Below are 18,755 nucleotides of genomic sequence, written 5' to 3' on the forward strand. Positions count from 1 at the left end.
ATAAAAAGGGACTGTTTTTGGGGCAATTTGACCCTTAGCCGGGTAGCTCTGGCCATTCAATTGCCTTTACTATAATGCAACTGCCTTCAAACTCGACACGTTTTACAGGAATCTGCGGAATTGTGAGTAATCTCGTCCGAATAGCACCTGGCGCATTAACCATTGGTCGCCCCTTGCCATGGGACGTTTTCGACGCAGACGGCAACAGACTGCTGTGCCAGGGCTACGTGATCCAGACGGATACGCAGCTGGAACAGCTGTTCGAGCGCGGTCGCTTCAAACCGCGGGTTATTGATGTTCCACAGGAAGACAGTGAGGCATCCGGGGGCGAGGCGCGATGCAATCCCTTCACCCGTTATCCGGATTATCTGCACGCCCTGGAGGCAGCTCTGGCGGCAATCGCCAAAGGCCAGCCCGACGCCCGTAAACGCCTGCAGGACCTCGCCCACGCTCTGGAGCAGGCCTGTTCAAGCTCACCGGATTCCAGCCTGGCGCTTGTACACCTGTACTCCGTTGGCCCCACCATCCACGAACAGATTATTTTTTACGGCATTCTATGCCAGCTCATTGCCCGGAAATTCGGCCTCGAAGAGCCGCGCATTTCGATACTGACACAGGCGGCCCTCAGTGCAAATCTTGCCCTGGTGTCTGTAGCCGACAAACTGAATGCACTCAACAAAGTACTCAACAGCGAGCAGAGACGTGTTATTCGCAAACATCCGCAACGCAGTATCCATGCCCTGAAAGCAACCGGTATTGATAACGAGCTGATGTTCACCATCATTGCGCAGCATCACGAGCAGGCAGACGGCAAGGGTTATCCGGATGGGCTGAGTGGTGCCGACATCCGCCCGGAGGCGGAAATCCTTGCGCTGGCGGAACGCTACGTTGCCATGATTACAAAACGTGCGTACCGCAAGCGCATGAACGTAACTGCCGCGCGCAAACTGATCGCCAATCTGGCAGACGGCAGCTTCAGGCCCGCCATACCCAAAGCCCTGCTTCAGGTTCTGGGGGAATATCCGCCAGGAACTCTGGTTCGGTTGGAAAATAACGAGGTTGGGGTCATCACCGGCAGGCCGGTACGCGCCCGTGGGCCTTTCGCACGCGTGGTATTCGATCCCTCGGGCAACAACTATGAAAACCCCGGGGAACGCGATACCAGCGAGCCAGGCTTCGGTATCCGGGCCCTGGAGGAACCCGACATCATGCCCTCCATGAATTTCAGCCGAATCTGGGGCTTCCCGGAGTGACGGATTAATCAGTCGTCGTCGCTTGTGTGTCGGGAAAGCTCAAGCCCGCAACCGATCCGGGCCAGTTCTGCGAGAACGGCCGTACGCGTGACTATGCCAATAAGTTTTCCGTGTTCAACCACAGGATACACTTTGGGCTTGCCGGAGCCGAGCTTCTGGGCAAGGTCGACAATCGCAGTACCCGGGGAAATCGACAGGGGCTCGCGGAACATAACATCATCCACTATCGGATCGCCTTCACAGTGGTAGTTACTCACCAGCAACGAGTGGATGCAATCCTGCTCGGAAACAAAGCCCAGCAGATGACGGTCCGCATCCACCACTGGCAACCCGGAAATGTGATTCTCCAGAAGCGTCTTGACCACTTCGGTCAGTGGCGTTCCGCACCGGATCGGCTCGATATGATTGGACATGACATTGGAAACTCTGAGCGCACACATGGTTAACTCCTCGTATTTCTGAATAATCCGGCAGCACCGACCGGGGCCGCACCCCTCTACTGTACTGTAAACATAGGCAATAGGCGCCTAATCCTCAATTTTCATTGTCCTATAGTTTACACAGGCGAATATCTGACTAAACTCAATCAGTTATACCCCTTGTGGGTAACATCACAACCTCAAGCCATGGCATATAACACGGAGATCCCCCATGGAAACAATTGAGAATATCTTTGGCGCCATCAACGGGCTGGTCTGGGGGCCGCCCATGTTGATAATGATCCTTGGTGCCGGGCTGTTTCTCAGCCTCGGTCTGAAGCTGATGCCCATACTTAAAATTGGCGCAGGCTTCCGTCTTTTGTGGAGCGGCCGCAGTGCCGGTGGTGCCGAGTCGGATGGTGAAATCCCGCCGTTCCAGGCGCTTATGACCGCCCTGTCTGCAACCGTCGGAACGGGCAATATTGCCGGCGTTGCAACCGCTGTTTTTCTCGGCGGGCCCGGCGCGCTGTTCTGGATGTGGCTGACCGCGCTTGTTGGCATGGCCACCAAGTACTCCGAGGCCGTACTTGCGGTGCGCTTCCGCGAGGTGGATGAGCGTGGCGCCCATGTTGGCGGGCCCATGTATTACATTCGCAACGGCCTTGGCAAAAAATGGGCCTGGATGGGGGTGCTGTTCGCGATCTTTGCAGCCATTGCCGGCTTTGGCATTGGCAATACCGTGCAGGCCAACTCCGTTGCAGACGTAATGGAAACGACATTTGGCCTGCCGCACTGGATCTCCGGTATTATTCTGATGGTGCTGGTTGGCCTGGTATTGATCGGCGGCATCAAGCGCATCGGGCGCGTGGCCAGTGCCCTTGTTCCCTTTATGGCGCTTTCGTATCTGGTCGCAGGCCTGGTTGTCCTGGCTGTCAATTACGCAGAAATTCCTGCCGCCTTCTCCATGATCTTCAAGCAAGCCTTCAGTCCGACAGCCGCAGAAGGCGGCTTCGCCGGGGCCGCTGTCTGGGCCGCTATCCGGTTTGGTGTTGCGCGAGGGATCTTCTCCAACGAAGCCGGCCTGGGCTCGGCCCCTATTGCCCACGCGGCGGCACAAACCAAGAACCCGATCCACCAGGGTATGGTGGCCATGCTGGGTACCTTTTTCGACACCATCATCATTTGTTCAATTACCGGCCTGGTAATCATCACGTCTGGCACCTGGACATCCGGTGAATCCGGCGCATCGCTCACGTCCATGGCCTTCTCCCATGCACTGCCCGGAATCGGCGATTATATCGTTGCCATTTCCCTTGCGATTTTTGCCTTCACCACCCTGCTTGGCTGGTCGTTCTACGGTGAGCGTAGCGTCGAGTTTCTGTTCGGAGTAAAGGCCATAGTGCCCTACCGGATTGCCTGGGTGCTTGCCATCCCCGTTGGCGCAACCGTAAATCTTGGCCTGATCTGGCTCATAGCCGACACACTGAACGCCATGATGGCATTGCCAAACCTGGTCGCCCTGCTGTTACTCAGCCCGGTAGTGTTCAAACTGACCAAAGAGTATTTTGAAAAAGAAAAGGCCGTAGGTCTCTGAGAAAAAAGAACCTTCGGCCACCAGTGAAACCTGGTACAAACATCAACGTGACGGCTGGCGAATACCGAAATGCAAGATGAGGTGAATCAACTGACCCTTGCAATACCGTCATCCGGCACCAATGATTGTCGTATACACTGAATAAATGGATCCGGTAGCCTCCCTGCCGGGATCCTGAACACCGCCACTACAATATGACATCCAAGGAGAGCGACTATGAGCATACGTTTAGGGGATACCGCACCGGACTTTGAACAGGACTCCAGTGAAGGCAGGATTTCATTCCATCAATGGCTGGGAGATAGCTGGGGCGTGCTCTTCTCTCACCCGGCAGACTTCACTCCGGTGTGCACCACCGAACTTGGCCTGACTGCCAAGCTCAAAGACGAGTTTGAAAAGCGTAACGTCAAGGCCATCGCACTGAGCGTGGACCCTGTTGACTCCCACCATGAGTGGATCAAGGACATCAACGAAACCCAGGGTTGCGCGGTGAACTTCCCGATCATTGCCGACCACGACGGTAAAGTTTCCGAGCTGTACGACATGATTCACCCCAATGCCGACAGCACGCTTACCGTGCGCTCGCTGTTCGTGATTGATCCGAACAAAAAAGTTCGCCTGATCATCACCTACCCGGCCAGCACCGGCCGCAACTTCAACGAAGTTCTGCGCGTCATTGATTCCCTGCAGCTGACCGACGATCACAAGGTCGCCACCCCGGGCAACTGGGAACGCGGCGGCGATGTGGTGATTGTGCCGTCACTTCAGGATGAGGAAGAAATCAAACAGCGCTTCCCCAAGGGCTACAAGAAGGTGAAGTCTTACCTGCGGATGACGCCGGACCCCACGGCTAACTGGAGCGGTGATTAATGCTCCGTGCCGGTAGCCGAATGTAGCAGCTACTGAGTGCAAAAAGCCGGACAGTTTTCACTGCCCGGCTTTTTTTGTGGTTTCTTTGGGTAATTGCCACCGTCTTGATCAAAACGCCGGAACAACAGCACCTTCGTATTTTTTCTTGATGAAATCGCGAACCTCGTCAGACTTCAGCGCCTTTGCCAGCTTTTGCATGGCTTCGCTGTCCTTGTTATCCGGGCGGGCTACAAGAATGTTCACGTAGGGAGACTCGGAACCTTCGATGATCAGCGCATCCTCAGACGGATTGAGGCCGGCTTCCAGCGCGTAGTTGGTGTTGATCAGGGCAACGTCCACCTGGCCAAGAATCCGGGGCAGGGTTGCGGCTTCCAGCTCCTTGAAGTCGAGATCTTTGGGATTATCGGCAATATCACGTGGGGTAGCAGTAATCTTGCTGCCTTCTTTCAGGGTGATCACGCCGGCTTTTTGCAGCAGCAAAAGTGCACGGCCACCGTTGGTAGGGTCGTTGGGAATGGCGATGACTGCGCCGTTTTTCAGATCGTCCAGGGAGTCGATTTTGTTGGAGTAGGCACCAAACGGCTCAACGTGAACCCCGGTAACGGTCACCAGATTCGTGCCACGACCGTCATTGAACTCATCCAGGTACGGCTGGTGCTGGAAGAAGTTGGCATCCATACGCTTCTGGTCGACCTGCACGTTTGGCTGGATGTAGTCGGTGAACACTTTTACATCCAGTTCCACGCCCTGTTCGGCCAGTTGCGGTTTCACAAATTCCAGCAGTTCAGCATGTGGAACGGGGGTTGCTGCAACGGAAAGTTTCTCAGCGGAGACCGCCGCAGAAAAAACGGATGCGGCAGCCAGGGCTACCAGGGCTTTTTTGAAGTTCATTAAGTACTCTCCTGTTAATTGATGTTAACTGTGAACTCGGGGCCGACGACTGCACCGCCCTTCCGAAAACGTGGAGCGCCAGGGATGGCGCGACCGAGCCCTACAGGGACGTATTTACGGGCGTTTTTCGGAAGGGCGGTGCAGTTGTCGGCTAACTCAAATCCAGATTACTTACGGCTGAAATACAAAACCAGACGATCACCCACCATCTGCAACACCTGTACGAAGATCACCAATAACGCCACAGTGATGACCATCACATCGGTCTGGAACCGCTGGTAGCCAAAACGAATGGCCAGATCACCCAGGCCGCCACCGCCGATAACGCCGGACATGGCCGCGTAGGACACCAGCGTAATGGCGGTGACCGTAATACCGGCGATGATGCCCGGCAAGGCTTCCGGCAGCAAGGCGCCGAAGATGATCTGGCGCACGTTGGCACCCATGGCCTGGGTGGCTTCGATGATGCCCCGATCAACTTCCCGCAACGAGGTTTCCACCAGCCGGGCGAAGAAGGGTGCGCCGCCTGCCACCAGTGGCGGAATAGCACCTGCCACGCCCAGAGAGGTACCGATCAGCATTACAGTGAACGGAATCATCACAATCAGCAGGATGATGAACGGTACGGAACGCAGCACGTTCACCACAAACGACAGCACAGCGTAAGCCACCGGTTGTTCCAGCAACTGGCGCTTGCCGGTGAGGAACAGCAGCACTCCAATGGGCAGGCCGGCCAGTACGCTGAACAGCAGCGACATGCCCACCATCACCAGTGTGTCCCAGCTGGCTATGCCAATTTCTGGCCAGTCTACGTTGCTTAGCAAGGCTTCCATCAGCGCACCACCTCCACATGGACATCTGCCGCTTCCAGTGCATTCATGGCAGCTCCCAGATCACCCCCAACCAAAGACAGCGTAAGTTGCCCGTAGGGAGTGTCCTTGATGTGATCGATACGGCCCGAGAGAATGCTGAAATCAACACCCGAGGCGCGCGCTACGCTGCCCAGTAACGGCTGATAGGTGGATTCGCCCTTGAAGGTGAGGCGCAGAATACGGCCACTGGCTTTTTGCAGATCCTCCTGCAGTTCCTGGCCGTCGATGTTTTCACTCTCAAACACGAAATCCCGGGTAGTGGGGTGTTTCGGGTGCAGGAAGACTTCACTTACCGGGCCCATCTCCACTACGCGACCGCCGTCCATTACCGCAACCCGGTCGCACACCCGCCGGACTACATCCATTTCATGGGTGATGAGTACGATGGTGAGGCCAAGCTCTTTATTGATCTCGGAAAGCAGGCGCAGCACCGACTGGGTTGTTTGGGGGTCCAGGGCACTGGTGGCTTCGTCGCACAGAAGAATTGTGGGGCGGCAAGCCAGGGCCCGGGCAATGCCCACTCGCTGCTTTTGACCACCCGACAATTGCGATGGGTATTTGGTGGCGTGATCGGTAAGGCTGACGCGCGCCAGCAGTTCCTGCACACGATCGCGGATTTCTGCTTTGGAATAGATGCCCGCCAGCTTCATGGGGAAGGCAATATTATCCGAAACAGTTTTCGAGGAAAGCAGGTTGAAGTGCTGGAAAATCATGCCGACTTTACGACGGAACGCTCGCAGTTCTGCAGCGCCGTAGCGGGTGATATTCTCGCCATCAATCAGAATATCACCGCCAGTAGGCGGTTCCAGAAGGTTGATCAGGCGCACCAGGGTAGACTTCCCCGCACCGGAATGCCCGACGATGCCAAACACTTCGCCGTTTTCAATGGTCATGTCCGTCGGGTGCAGCGCCGGGATCGCCCGGCCGTCCACCTGATAGGACTTCTGTACCTGGTCAAATACAATCACGATCAGCGCCTTGTGGGTGCAGAATTAAAGCCGGCAATTATAGACTATTCCCATGCCAAACCCGAATCCGGATTTCCCCCACGCATGGCCGGCGCTGACCGCCTTGACACGCTCTCTAATGCAGCGCCCGCAATTGTCTCGGATACAACGCGGCGCTTACTTCCGGCTCCTCCAGGAGATCTGCCAGTTCAAGATCAACATCTGTTTCCTCTCCCTGCTCCGGCAGGGGATCAAACAGTGTGCTGAGCCAGGATGCAATCGAAGGCTCTTCATCACGCCGGTAATCCGTAGACAGCGCCTTGATCCGACGAAAGCCGATGATGCGCTGGTGCTTTGGATCCCGGATTTGCTCAAAACCACGCCAGTACACGTGATCCCGGGTATGGAGTTGTACAAACAGGGTATCTATAGGCTCATTTGACTCTTCCTCGGCGCTGTCTCTTGCCAGGTTTTCATGGCTGTCTGCCGACGCCTCAGCAGAGATTTCGGTGCCCTCACCTTCTGCAACTTCCTTTTTTTTCTGGCGAATGGTTGTCCAGGCGGGGTAGAGAACCGCCACGGCATCCGCTTCAACATGCTCGCGGGCAGCGCGGAGAATCAATCCCCAGCGCGCCTTGTCGGCATCGGTTTCCAGTGAGTTGATGGGCAAGTCATAGCTTTGTTCGCTGGACAGAACAATCGCCATCATCGGAGCATCAAGCTCCCCCATGGCCTCTGCCTGTGCTACTGATACCAGTTCATCGATTGCCATCGGTTGGTTCATAATACGCTCGCCTCCACGATGCCATCAGGGTGTGTCAGGAAAATAATCTTCCTGACACACAGCATAGCCTGTTACGGGTTGAAAGATAAACGTGGGGTTTGATTAACGGATCACAAGCCCGCTGCGGGGAACGCATTTTCAAGCCTTTCGTAATAGCCAAACCAGGGCGCAGCCTCTTCCAGCTGGGCAGCCAGTTGCAGCAAAACGCCTTCACCACCGTGCGGAGCACCCAGCTGCACGCCTACAGGTAAGCCATCCGCCGTCCAGTGCATGGGCACAGACATAGCGGGGGTTCCGGTAAGGTTGGCAAGTTGCGTGAACGGCGTGCGGGCCAGGCTTTCCATCGCCATCTGGTCTACCTGTCCGCTGCGGTGCACCATTTTCCCGGCTTTAAGCGCCAACATCAGCCTCGCCGCCAGTTTCAGATGCGCTGGCGTGTCCAACTCGCCGATCCGGGCCGGCAGCTGGCCAGTCGTGGGGCACAGATAAAGGTCATAGCCACCAAAAAATGCCCCCAGCGCCCGGGCAAATTCATTCCATTGCTGCCGGCGCAGTACGTAATCAGACAGGGGCATGGTGTTGCCCAGCATGCCAAGCAGGCGGGTATCCAACTCGAAATCCCGATCGGAAGCACCGAACTGATCTTTGGCTTTCGCCATCAGCGCAGATACTTCACCGAAATAAAGGCCCAGATAGCAGCGTGCCAGCGCCATACCATCAAATTCCGGCCGGGCATACTCAACCCTGTGCCCCAGGTTTTCCAGAATCCGCGCCGTCTCCTCAACAGCAGCAATGCACTCAGGTGCCACTTCCGTGTCATAGGGCGAGGATGTGAACAGGCCGATTTTCAGGCTACCGGGTGATTTCTGCATCAATTCCCCATAACTGGACCCGGGCGCAGGAATGATAAACGGGTCGCCGGCAGCCGGGCCGCTGAGCACATCGAGCATGGCGGCACTGTCGCGCACCGTGCGGGTGACCACATGGTCGGTGGATGCGCCGGTCCAGGACTCGCCCATAAAGGGCCCGCTCGAGATTCGGCCACGGGAGGGTTTGAGCCCGAACAGGCCATTGTAGGCGGCGGGAATGCGAATGGAGCCACCCCCATCGTTGGCACCCGCCATGGGCACTATGCCGGCTGCAGCGGCGGCGCCAGAACCACCACTTGAGCCCCCCGGTGTGAGATCCGTATTCCACGGGTTGCGCGATGGCCCCCACAGCTCGGATTCGGTAATCGCCTTGAGCCCGAGCTCCGGTGTTGCGGTTCGGCCCAGGATGACCAGACCGCTCTCACAGGCACGGCGTACAAACTCGGAATCCTGGGGTGCTATGTTGTTCTTAAAACCGCGGCTACCGTAAGTGCAGGGCTTGCCGGCCTGCTCCTGAGCCAGGTCCTTGAGCAGCAAAGGAACACCGGCAAAAACCCCTTGCGCGGGAAACTCCCGGGCCAGCGCTTCGGAAAACTGGGGAAAGCAGATGGCGTTCAGGGCACCATTCACAGAGCTTGCCCGTTCCACCGCAGCCTCGCATACTTCCCGGGAGGTCACTTCGCCACGGCGTATAAGATCAGCCAATGCGGTGGCATCATAACGAAGATACTCAGATTGCTTCATAGAGGCGTCCATTTGTTATTGTGGTGCCCGGTTGCCACGGACACACTGTTTATGAACTCAAGATTCGCAAGCTTACGTCAGCTTGTTCTGATTTTCACCCTGGCTACGCTGACGCAGGCTCCGGCCCTGGCCGAAGAGGGTCAGGCCGGGGACGAAGGCGCTGACACCGCTGGCTGGACAGCTATTGTGAGGAATTCGCCTTACTGGGCGAGCCAGGGCGTTTACAGGAATATTCTCACTATCCGCCGCTGGGTACTGAAGGAGTCCGGCTATTGCTCAAACCCTGATCGCCACATTCTGTTCGACATGCGCGGGCAGTTTCTGGGCTGGATCAGCGACGGTGCTGATCGCGCCACTACCCAGAAGCGCCTCAACGATACCCGCCAGTCTTTGCACACCAAAGGGCTCACAGAGGAATGGGTTGCCGGTGATGCACATACCAAGGGCTACCCGTTTGCTCTGGCCTGCAACCAGCCCCATGTAAACCTAGACCTTGCGGTTGCTCGCTACCTCGGAACCCGGGAACAGGACCGCGTGTGGGGCGCCTGGGACGACCTTTCTTTTGCAACCCGGGAACAACCCGGCTCACTTCACGGAGCCCTGATGTACATTGTTCAGCGCCGGAGCGAACAAAACCGGTTTGCGCTGCCGGCGGTTTTACCCAGGTATCTGGCGGGGCAAATCCTGATTGAAAGCGGCGGCCAGGCAAGGGCGCATTCCCGGGCAAATGCCAAGGGCATTCTCCAGTTGTCCCCTCCCGCCCTGAAAGACTGCCAGATCAAACCACAAAACTATTGGCACAGGCTGGCGCAAATCGATTGCGCGCTGCGCCTGATGCACCAGAATGCCCGCAACCTGCAGCCGGCCTTTGATGAACGCTTCGGTCACCTGCCAGAAAACAAACGCAACGAACTGTTCGTGCTCCTGCTGATTCAGGCCTACCACGGTGGCGCAAGCCGGGTGCAGGCACTGCTTGAAGACGAGACGCTGGCCAAGCCGGCAGAATACTTTGCAGCTAATCACGAGCGCTTTACCGCAGGCGATATTGCGTTCGGCATGGTGTTTCACAATCTGGGGCGGGACAGGCTGGGGCTGGCATCACTGTACTACGTAGCCGATGTGCAACTGGCCACCGAGGCGCTTTGCAAAACTGACACACTCGGATCTGCCCGGTTCTGTGCCGGGAAATAACTCTGGTCATTACTCTGGTGCAGGCATCACCACAACCCGGTTGCGGCCCCTGAATTTCGCCACATAGGCTGCCTCATCTGCCCGGGCGATCACGTCCTTGGGTTCGCGGTCTGCCGCCAGCAGCTCGGTCATGCCAATGCTGGCTGTGACTCCGAATGTGCGACCCTCCTGCTCTATTTCGAGCGCTTCAACACCGGCGCGTATGCGTTCGGCCAGGGTCTTTGCTCTGGTCAAACCGCAGGCAGGGAGGATAATACCGAACTCGTCGCCACCCAGCCGGGCGACGGTGTCCGTTTGGCGTACCGACTCCTTGAACAGATCGGCAAGGCGCCGAAGCAGCTCATCCCCGAGCAGATGGCCACCCTCATCGTTTACCGGTTTGAAGTGGTCAAGATCGATAAGCATCAGCACCGAGCGTGCCTCCTGGCGCACTCCGTCACTGAGGCATTTGTTCAGCGACACCGTAAATGCACGACGGTTCAGCAGTTGCGTAAGGCTGTCGTGGGTTGCTTCCCAGGACAGCCGCTCTTTCTCACGCCGGCGCTCGGTGTCGTCCCGGAGCACAAACACCAGGCGCTCATTCTGCCGCCCCTGTCGGATGTGAATCATGCTGAGGTCCACATCAAACACATCACCACTGCGATTGCGCAAGGTAACGTAAAGGCTGTCGAGGTCATCCCGGCCCAGAAACCACTCATGGGTAAGCGCCTGGTCTTCGTGATCAATGCTGACCAGCTCAAACACGTTTTTACCAAGGTGTTCTCCGTCCGCGTTCAGGAAACGGCCCACTGCGTGATTTGCATAGCGGATAACACCGCCGGTATCCACCATCATTACGCCGTCCTGCATCACCCCCAGTATGTTTTCCGCCCTGTGTTGCTCGTCCCGCAGGGCTTCTTCCACTTCCAGCTCGTGCGAAATATCCCGGATCACGGTGATTGTGCCCATGACCTTTTCAGGCGTTTCAAGAGAGGCCGTCATTGCCTGGCACCAAACCGGCCTGGGGCTATGGGGGGCCTTTAGCCTGAAGCTGTCACGGTAAACTTCCTGTTGTTCAAGAGACTGTTGCCAGCGGCTGATAACCGCATCCCGGTCTTCTTCCGAGACACAGTCAAACAGGTGGGCCCCGGTCAGTTCAGCCAGATCCAGGCCAATAATGTTTTCAAACTCCGGGTTTACAAATTCGATACGGCCAAGCACATCCGCCTGCACAATGCCGATAGGTGCGCCACTGGTAATAGACCGGAAAAACGCCTCCCGCTCTGCCAGAGAACCCAGAACATCGTCGCGCTCATCCATCACCATATTGAAGATATCAGCCACCTGCCGGATCTCCGACCCGCCAATGCCACCCACTGGTTTATTGCGTACCCCCAGGTGGCGCTCATGCACTTGCTGCCCAAGCTCCTGCAAAGGCGCCATCAGGCGACGAAACCGCCACATAACCAGAGGAACAACAAGCAGGATTACGGCCAGCAAAATCCAGAGAAAGGCATCCTTGATGCGCGTGGCAGGAGCATAGGCTTCGCCTGACGGCCACACAGCTGCCACAAACCAGGGAACCTCGGACATCTGCTGCACCGACAGAATAATACTCTCGCCGTTGCTGGTGCGTGTATTGGCCGTACCCTCAAATCCGTCCATGGCACTTTTCAGCACCGGGTTGGTGCTTTTTACCGGCTGCATAACTTCACCGCTGCGACCATTGGCAAGAATGATTCCGCTGCGGGTTACGATGGTCAGGTAGCCGGTTTTACCAATGAGGATGTCAGAAAACTCTTCAATCAGGTGTTCTCCGGCAAGGGAAATTGCTCCGCCCAGCATACCGATAAAGCGCTGCTGATGATCGAACACGGGGGCCGCCACCATTACCGCCGGCTTTCCTTCGTAGTGCGAACGATAAGGCTCGCTGATACTCGGAGTCAGTTGCGTTGAAACCTCACGGAAATACGATCGGCTGCTGGCATCCGCCCCCAGCAAGTTAAAAGCCTCGGGGTGCTCTGCAATCACTTTACCTTTTGAGTCAAAGAGATAGACACCGTCAAACAGATGTTGCAGCGCCACCTGGCGGCGCAGCAGTATCTTTGCCCGCGCTTCGAAAGCCGCCTCGGTCATCGTGAAACCCTGCGCCACATGGCTCAGCGTGTTCAGGCGCTGGGACAGTTTGTCATCCAGCTCGCCGGCAACCAGCTGAGCTATGGTGGCCACCTGATTTGTTGCCTGCTGCTCAAGCTCAGACCGGCTCAGAAGTGAACCCGCAAGCGCAACCAGAAGCGCCGTCAGGATAACGACACCAACAACAAGCAGTACTGCCCGGTTCACCAGGCTGTCAAACCAGTCCCTGATCAGCACGACCGGACAAGTCCGTTCTGCATGGGTTGCATATGAGTGGCAAAGCCTCCGGTTTCACATCTGGTTGTATCAGTAGAATGCATTTAGCGGCGACACGAATCTTAGCAGAGGCTATCAACGGGCAGGATTACAGTCTTGCAAAGGCCAGCCGACTGGCCTGGCAATTTCTCGCCCGGCCAGCAATTCCTCGCCCAAAGACAGGGTACAAGTTTGCCTGCTGCCGCCGGCAACCCCGACAAAAAATCATTAGCTTATGTTTTATATAGAGTTTTTCAACCTGGCACAGCTTTTGTTAATACCCAACCGTCCAGGGAACACCCAAGGACATTTACTCATTCAAACGTCATGGAGCAGACTATGCCAACTCCCTGTTATATCTCTATCGAAGGCAAAACCCAGGGCAACATCACCGCCGGTGCATTCACCTCCGATTCCGTAGGTAACATCTACGTTGAAGGCCACGAAGACGAAGTGCTGGTTCAGGAATTCAGCCACGTGGTCACCGTTCCTACCGATCCCCAATCCGGGCAGCCCTCTGGCCAGCGTGTCCACAAGCCATTCAAGTTCACCTCTGCGCTGAACAAATCCACACCGCTGATGTACAACGCCCTGGCGTCCGGCGAAATGCTGCCCAAGGTTGAGCTGAAGTGGTACCGCACTTCTGTTGAAGGCAAGCAGGAACACTTCTTCTCCACCATCCTGGAGGATGCCACCATCATTGACATCAACTGCAACATGCCTCACTGCCAGGACGCCGCCAACGCTGACTTCACCCAGCTGGTTACCGTGTCCCTGTCCTACCGCAAGGTAACCTGGGAGCACGCAGTTGCCGGGACTTCCGGTGCGGATGACTGGCGTTCACCGATCGAGGCGTAAGAAATTTCACTATGGGGCTCCTGCGGGGGCCCTTTTACTATCAAGACGTGTTTTTACGGCAAGGTTTTGTCTGACTCCATCCCGAAAATCTTGTAAATTAGCTGGTATCCTCTCCAAAACCCCGTTTACCAGGTCATGAGGCGTATAGTCCTTTAATTGCCATGAACAGCCCGAAATCCCAGGTCTTCAAGCTCGGCGAACTCATGTGCGCCATTACAGAGCAGGTTCTCTGGCAACCTGTCGCAAGCCGGATCCAGGAACAGACCGCTGGCAGTACCCTGGTATGTCGGGTGGGGTCTGGCCAGGCGACTTATCACCGCTTTGATCCTTCGTGCAAACAGCACCAGATTACCTACGGCGTCCGGATGATTCAGGCCAAGCATCATTCTGATGCGGCCAGCGGCTGGCTATCCAGCCGGGAGATTCACAGCCGGGGCTATTTTGATGGTGAGCTGAATACACTTAACCTGTTGGCACACACCTGCTGCCATGAGTTCGCGCACTTGCTGCAACACAGTGCCGGCCACAGGTATCGCGGTTCGGTTCATAACCGGCACTTCTACACCATTCTTGATAGCCTGCACGAGAGTGGTGAGGCGAACGCCTTGCGGCGCACACTGGCGCAGCGTGCACAGCAACTGAACATCCATCTTCCTGAACAGCCTTTCAAAATGCCCGATTTTGAAACGCAGAAAACCACCTGGAGCGTTGGTGAAGCCGTGCGTTTTGGCCACGGCCAGCGGGAGTTTGAGGGCGAGATATCCAGAGTTAACCGCAAGACCTGCACTGTGGATGGCACAGGTAATTGCCGGGGTCTGCGCTACCGGGTGCCAATGCAGATGCTCCGGCGTACAAGCTGACAGGATACTGCTACTCTTGGTTAAGAGTAACGCCGGAAAATTATAAAAGGATGCCACCGTGAAGCCTCTCAGCCCAACCGATCAGATTTTCCTGTGGCTGGAGAAGCGCCAGCAACCCATGCATGTGGGAGGGCTGCAGATTTTCTCGTTTCCCGAGGACGCACCCGGTGATTACGTGGCCCGGCTTGCGGAACAACTGCGAACCGACACTGAGGTTACAACACCCTTCGACCAGCGCCTGGATACCCGGCTGGCGCAACCGGTCTGGGTGCACGACAAGCATCTGGATCTGGAACATCACTTCCGCTTTGAAGCCCTGCCAACGCCCGGTCGTATCCGGGAGTTGCTGGCATTTATCTCAGCGGAACATTCCCACCTGATGGATCGTGAGCGGCCATTGTGGGAGTTTCATCTTATTGAAGGCCTTGGCGAGAGACAGTTTGGCGTCTATATCAAAGTGCACCATTCGCTGATGGATGGCATTTCCGCCATGCGAATGACCCAAAGAATGCTGTCTACGGACCCTGCCAGACGTAATATGCCACCGATCTGGGATCTGTCGGTGCGCCCGGGGCACAAGGGCGATAGCAGCGGCTCTTCACTCTGGCAAAGCATTGGCCGTTTACTGGGAGAATCCGGGAAACAACTGGGCACTGTGCCGGTCGTCGCGCGGGAATTGTTGCGCACCATCAACACTGCCCGCAAAGACCCGGCTTACAATTCCGTCTTTCACGCACCACGCAGCATTCTGAACCAGAAAATTACCGGCTCCCGCCGTTTTGCGGCCCAGTCCTACTGTCTGAAACGGATAAAAGCGGTTTGCCAGGCTTATGGCACCACTGTAAACGATGTCGTCACGGCCATGTGTGCAAGCGCCCTGCGCACCTACCTCATGAACCTGGACGCGCTGCCGGAGAAACCGTTAATTGCAATGGTACCGGTCTCACTGCGCAAGTATGCGCGCACTGCCGGCGACAAAGCAGATGACAATCAGGGCGAGGGCAATCAGGTGGGTGTTATTCTCGCCAACCTTTACACCGATGAGAGCCACGCCGGAACGCGCCTGAGGAAGATTCACCAGGGCATTCAGGAGGCGAAAGACCGTTACGCCCACATGACGCCAGAGGAAATCGTCAATTACACCGCACTGACCCTGGCGCCAGCAGCCTTTAATTTTCTGACCGGCCTGGCTCCGAAGTGGCAGACATTCAACGTGGTGATTTCCAACGTGCCAGGGCCGAAAGAGACCTGCTACTGGAACGGCGCCAGGCTTGAGGGCATTTACCCCGTGTCCATTGCCATGGATCGTATGGCTCTGAATATGACGCTGACCAGCTACAACGATCAGGTGGCATTCGGTCTGATTGGCTGCCGCCGCACGCTGCCAAGCCTGCAGCGGATGCTGGATTACCTGGAAGAGGGGTTACTGGAACTGGAGCAGGACGCGCTCAGTTGAACCTTACTTCGCGGTTTCGCTCGGAAATCTGATCGTTCAGTGTCCAGAAATCGTAGAGCACGCCCAGCAGGAACAGGCCTCCGGTCAGCAGGTAGATAATTCCTGTAATCCATTTGCCCATATACATCCTGTGCAAACCAAACACGCCGGTGAAGGTGAGCAGTAACCAGCCGATGCTGTAGTTCACTTCGCCCTCACGAAACCGGCTGTCGGCTTGTTCGTCCATGGAGGGAATCAGGAAAAAGTCGACAATCCAGCCGATCAGAAACAGCCCGAAGGTAAAGAACCAGATGGTTCCGGTAATGGGTTTGCCGTAGTAGAAGCGGTGGGAACCCAGGAATCCGAAGATCCAGAGCAGGTAGCCCAGTAGTTTGCTGTGGGTATCCGGTCGGGTGATCATAACGGCTCCGGTGACTGATAGTTGGTTTGTATATGGGGCTGATTCGTTAATTCCTCAAGGCTCTCGCATGAAACAGGGTCTTTGGCTTGGGTGCCGGGCTGCAGGGTGGTCAGGGCCCTAGTTCCGGCGCTGGATCGGGGCTGCCCTCACGGAATTCGCGAGCGGATTTACCGGTCCATTTTCTGAACGCGCGGCTGAAGTTGGAGAGGTCGGCATAGCCCATCTCGTAGGCGATTTCACTTACCGACTGGTTGGTGTACCGCAATAGCTGAATCGCGCGGTCTTTGAGGACGGATTCCACGATTTCACGGTAGCTGGTTTCTCTTTCCGCCAGCCTGCGCTTCAGCGTGCGGGAAGAAACACAGAAACGCTCTGCCATGGCTTCCAGCGTGGGCAAAGGCCCGGGCATCAGGCGCAGCATGTTGCGCACGGCGAGGGCCAGATCACCCTGCTCCTTCAAGGCTTTTTGCAGTTCGAACTCGCACTCGTCGCGAGCCATGCGGGAGGCTTCGGCATCCGCCAGCCTCATGCGCACATCGAGCAGCGCCTTCGGGAGTACGAGCATGTCATCCGGCTGGTTGTAGTGGAACCGGACCGGCAGCTGTTCGGAAAACCGGCGGTAATAGGCCGGTTCCGGACCGCCCAGACGCACACTGACGCCCGGTAGCTTGCCATTCTCCAGGGCAAGCCCGCGTCTTGCTGCATCGCTGCGGTCCAGCAGCTGTTCGGTGAGCAGCACCAGAGTGGCGCTGACGGTTTCTGACAGGAACGGGTAGAGGCCTGGCGCGTCGAACTCTGTGCACAGTTTCACCAGCACCTGGTCATCGCTTTCAGACTGGCTCATGCTCAGAAACGGCGCTCGTAACTGCAGGTAGCGACGAACGGAATCCAGCGCATCGGCAAAGGTAGGGCTGGTCAGCGCAGCAAGCCCGAGGGTACCGTGAATGGTTACCCGCAGCTCGCGAGCCACCATAAAGCTCAGCCCGTCATTGCCGGCGAGCTGCAGTGCGCGCTCGGCCATAACCGTGGCATCGGTAACAAACACGCGGCTATCGTTGGCTTTCAGATCTTCAGCGCTGAACCCCAAACCTTCATAGAGCCGGCGATCGTTGTGGCCAAGCTGCCGAACAGTCTGTGCCAGTACCCGCATATAGACGCCCGGCACCAGGAAGAGCCCCAGCATCTGCCGTTCTTTTTCCGATTCAGGGATCGCCATAGACTGCCCTTGATTGCCTGAGTGAGAACCTCAGAACGACTCTAGCAGAAGCCGGCAACCATCACAGTGGGGCGGATTGCACCGGTACCTGCGTCGCGTTGGTCAATTTTCTGTGGCTTTGTCCCATTTTGAATGAGGGCCGTCCCCTTTTCGCATTCATCAGGGCTCTGGACTCCGACACACTGATGCCATGACATCAGCCAATGTGAGGAGTAGACCCATGCTGAGCACCAAAACCGCGGAAAACCGGGCTGCCGCCGCCAGCCAGGCATCAAAAACGCCGGATAACGTCGACATCAAAGCCCAGCGCATGGGATTCGAGTTTGGCGAGCAGGTGCCCCGGTACTGGCTGGAGAACAGCCCTTTTCTGAGCCACATGATGAACGCACTCTCGTTGCTTTTTCCCCAGGGCGAGCAGTTTTTTGTGGATTCTGTCCGGGCCTTTCGGGATCAGATCAAGGACCCCAGGCTGAAAAGGGAAGTGCGAGGCTTTATCGGGCAAGAGGCCATGCACTCTCTGGAGCATATGGCCATGAATCAGCATGTGCGGGATCAGGGCATGCCGGTTGAAGATATGGAAAAACACCTCAAGGTGGTTCTGGATATCACCAAAAAGCTGCCCAAACGCCATCAACTGGCCATTACCTGCGCACTGGAGCATATGACAGCCATGATGGCGGATATGCTTCTGGAACGTGACGATATACGTGAAGGTATGCATGAAACCATGCGCCCGCTGTGGGCGTGGCACGCCATCGAGGAAACCGAACACAAGGCGGTGGCTTTCGATGTGTTCCGGCAGGTGGGGGGCACCTACGCCGAGCGCACCTTTTACCTGATGTTCAGCACGGTGGCCCTGGGGGTGATGACTTCCTATTTCACCGGGCGCATGATGCTGAATGACACCAAAACCTTCTCGGTTGCCGATACTGCCAGGGGCTTGTGGCGCCTGTGGGGCAGGAACGGCACCTTCTCCAGCCTGATCCCCGTCTGGCTGGCGTATTTCAAACCGGGTTATCACCCCTGGGACCACGACAACAGCGAGCTGATTGCGCGTTTTAAAGGGGAGATTCAGGCTTACATCGCGCCGCAATACCAGAGCGGAAACCGGTCAACGCTGCAGTAATTACCAGGCGCAACCAGGCAGGCCGGCGAAACAGT

At 56.7% G+C, this 18,755-nt stretch carries 17 protein-coding genes; 8 read left to right on the plus strand and 9 right to left on the minus strand.

All coding sequences use genetic code 11. The features are described 5' to 3' along the window. Positions 1-122 precede the first annotated feature (122 nt). Positions 123-1,253: an HD-GYP domain-containing protein gene (locus tag CDH48_RS04130; RefSeq protein ID WP_100687459.1), complete on the plus strand. Its 1,131-nt coding sequence runs from the start codon at positions 123-125 to the stop codon at positions 1,251-1,253. An 8-nt stretch (positions 1,254-1,261) separates the two neighbouring features. On the opposite strand, the gene CDH48_RS04135 is transcribed toward CDH48_RS04130, so the two are convergent. Beyond that, on the minus strand, positions 1,262-1,693 hold the full coding sequence (locus CDH48_RS04135; protein WP_100687460.1) for a CBS domain-containing protein: 432 nt from the start codon (positions 1,691-1,693) through the stop codon (positions 1,262-1,264). A gap of 211 nt (positions 1,694-1,904) precedes the next feature. Here CDH48_RS04135 and CDH48_RS04140 point away from each other — a divergent pair, with 211 nt between their 5' ends. Next, positions 1,905-3,266: an alanine/glycine:cation symporter family protein gene (locus CDH48_RS04140; protein WP_100687461.1), complete on the plus strand. Its 1,362-nt coding sequence runs from the start codon at positions 1,905-1,907 to the stop codon at positions 3,264-3,266. 216 nt (positions 3,267-3,482) lie between these two features. Beyond that, positions 3,483-4,136, plus strand: coding sequence for a peroxiredoxin (locus CDH48_RS04145; protein WP_100687462.1), 654 nt, complete (start codon positions 3,483-3,485; stop codon positions 4,134-4,136). Positions 4,137-4,244: 108 nt separating this feature from the next. Here CDH48_RS04145 and CDH48_RS04150 read toward each other — a convergent pair whose 3' ends face one another. From CDH48_RS04150 to CDH48_RS04170, 5 genes are all read right to left on the minus strand, one after another. Next, a complete protein-coding gene (locus CDH48_RS04150) occupies positions 4,245-5,027 on the minus strand; it encodes a MetQ/NlpA family ABC transporter substrate-binding protein (RefSeq protein ID WP_100687463.1) in 783 nt (260 codons plus the stop codon). 167 nt (positions 5,028-5,194) lie between these two features. After that, positions 5,195-5,860, minus strand: coding sequence for a methionine ABC transporter permease (locus CDH48_RS04155; protein ID WP_100687464.1), 666 nt, complete (start codon positions 5,858-5,860; stop codon positions 5,195-5,197). Further along, positions 5,860-6,867, minus strand: coding sequence for a methionine ABC transporter ATP-binding protein (locus CDH48_RS04160; RefSeq protein WP_100687465.1), 1,008 nt, complete (start codon positions 6,865-6,867; stop codon positions 5,860-5,862). Before CDH48_RS04160 ends, CDH48_RS04155 begins: the two co-directional genes overlap by 1 nt. A gap of 115 nt (positions 6,868-6,982) precedes the next feature. Then, on the minus strand, positions 6,983-7,630 hold the full coding sequence (locus CDH48_RS04165) for a hypothetical protein (protein ID WP_100687466.1): 648 nt from the start codon (positions 7,628-7,630) through the stop codon (positions 6,983-6,985). A gap of 110 nt (positions 7,631-7,740) precedes the next feature. Beyond that, a complete protein-coding gene (locus tag CDH48_RS04170; RefSeq protein ID WP_188437667.1) occupies positions 7,741-9,243 on the minus strand; it encodes an amidase in 1,503 nt (500 codons plus the stop codon). Between the two features lie 51 nt (positions 9,244-9,294). On the opposite strand from CDH48_RS04170, the gene CDH48_RS04175 reads away from it, so the two are divergent. After that, positions 9,295-10,434 (plus strand): transglycosylase SLT domain-containing protein, encoded by a 1,140-nt coding sequence (locus tag CDH48_RS04175; RefSeq protein WP_188437665.1) that lies wholly within the window; start codon positions 9,295-9,297, stop codon positions 10,432-10,434. 9 nt (positions 10,435-10,443) lie between these two features. On the opposite strand, the gene CDH48_RS04180 is transcribed toward CDH48_RS04175, so the two are convergent. Next, complete coding sequence (locus CDH48_RS04180) at positions 10,444-12,786, minus strand: sensor domain-containing diguanylate cyclase (protein WP_227520936.1); 2,343 nt, start codon at positions 12,784-12,786, stop codon at positions 10,444-10,446. Between the two features lie 357 nt (positions 12,787-13,143). Here CDH48_RS04180 and CDH48_RS04185 point away from each other — a divergent pair, with 357 nt between their 5' ends. The 3 genes from CDH48_RS04185 to CDH48_RS04195 all read left to right on the plus strand — a co-directional run bounded on the left by CDH48_RS04185 (position 13,144) and on the right by CDH48_RS04195 (position 15,978). After that, entirely contained in the window at positions 13,144-13,662 is a 519-nt protein-coding gene (locus CDH48_RS04185; RefSeq protein ID WP_100687468.1) for an Hcp family type VI secretion system effector, read from the plus strand. Positions 13,663-13,823: 161 nt separating this feature from the next. Continuing rightward, positions 13,824-14,522 carry a hypothetical protein gene (locus tag CDH48_RS04190; RefSeq protein WP_100687469.1) on the plus strand — a complete coding sequence of 233 codons (699 nt, stop codon included), beginning with the start codon at positions 13,824-13,826 and terminating at the stop codon, positions 14,520-14,522. 58 nt (positions 14,523-14,580) lie between these two features. Then, positions 14,581-15,978 (plus strand): WS/DGAT/MGAT family O-acyltransferase, encoded by a 1,398-nt coding sequence (locus CDH48_RS04195; protein ID WP_100687470.1) that lies wholly within the window; start codon positions 14,581-14,583, stop codon positions 15,976-15,978. Here CDH48_RS04195 and CDH48_RS04200 read toward each other — a convergent pair. Both CDH48_RS04200 and CDH48_RS04205 read right to left on the minus strand, forming a co-directional pair. Next, positions 15,971-16,378, minus strand: coding sequence for a TM2 domain-containing protein (locus CDH48_RS04200; protein WP_100687471.1), 408 nt, complete (start codon positions 16,376-16,378; stop codon positions 15,971-15,973). The two genes, CDH48_RS04195 and CDH48_RS04200, sit on opposite strands and share 8 nt — an antisense overlap. A 109-nt stretch (positions 16,379-16,487) precedes the next feature. Further along, positions 16,488-17,594, minus strand: a complete 1,107-nt coding sequence (locus CDH48_RS04205; protein ID WP_100687472.1) for a helix-turn-helix domain-containing protein — start codon at positions 17,592-17,594, stop codon at positions 16,488-16,490. Between the two features lie 220 nt (positions 17,595-17,814). Between CDH48_RS04205 and CDH48_RS04210 the strand changes: the two genes are divergently transcribed. After that, positions 17,815-18,720, plus strand: a complete 906-nt coding sequence (locus CDH48_RS04210; protein WP_100687473.1) for a metal-dependent hydrolase — start codon at positions 17,815-17,817, stop codon at positions 18,718-18,720. Positions 18,721-18,755 lie beyond the last annotated feature (35 nt).

Origin of the sequence: Marinobacter aromaticivorans, from assembly GCF_002806975.1 — a bacterium.
In the GTDB taxonomy this organism is placed as follows: domain Bacteria; phylum Pseudomonadota; class Gammaproteobacteria; order Pseudomonadales; family Oleiphilaceae; genus Marinobacter; species Marinobacter aromaticivorans.